The organism is Salmonella sp. SAL4457 (assembly GCF_046548235.1).
Lineage (GTDB): Bacteria > Pseudomonadota > Gammaproteobacteria > Enterobacterales > Enterobacteriaceae > Salmonella > Salmonella enterica.
In genome coordinates, this window is the sequence record NZ_JBGDZO010000031.1 from 1 (window position 1) to 565 (window position 565).

At 65.0% G+C, this 565-nt stretch carries 2 protein-coding genes; one reads left to right on the forward strand and one right to left on the reverse strand.

Translation table 11 applies throughout. The features are described from left to right. On the reverse strand, nt 1-231 hold a 231-nt coding region (locus ACLJNW_RS23045; RefSeq protein ID WP_410961069.1), incomplete at its 3' end, for a hypothetical protein. 6 nt (nt 232-237) lie between these two features. On the opposite strand from ACLJNW_RS23045, the gene ACLJNW_RS23050 reads away from it, so the two are divergent. Further along, the coding region (locus ACLJNW_RS23050) for an aconitase family protein (RefSeq protein ID WP_410961070.1) at nt 238-565 on the forward strand (328 nt) is incomplete at its 3' end.

Below are 565 nucleotides of genomic sequence, written 5' to 3' on the forward strand. Positions count from 1 at the left end.
CTTGAGCAGGTTCTGGTAGCCAGGGACGAGATCCTGGCCGACGCCATTGCCCCAGATCAGGTTGATGCGGTTGACCTGTTGCTGCAGGTGGTTGATCAATTCGCCGATCCCCAGCAACTGGGCCGCCGTGGCGTCTCGTTCCTGGCCGAGCTGCGCGAGTTCCTGGGTCAGGGCATTGCCGGTGCGTTCCAGGCTGTCGGTGAGGAAGTAGGCGTTCAGCCAGCGTGCCATCAGGTCATGGAAGTTATCCGCCGCCGTGGCGGCGACCCGGCCCAGGTCAACCCGGTGGTGCCGGTGCAACTGATCGTCGACCACTCGCTGGCGGTGGAATGCGGCGGCTACGACCCCGAGGCCTTCGCCAAGAACCGCGCCATCGAGGACCGCCGCAACGAGGACCGCTTCCACTTCATCGACTGGACCAAGCAGGCCTTCCGCAACGTCGACGTGATCCCGCCGGGCAACGGCATCATGCACCAGATCAACCTGGAGAAAATGTCGCCGGTGATCCAGGCGCGCGACGGCGTGGCCTTCCCCGATACCTGCGTGGGCACCGACAGCCATACCC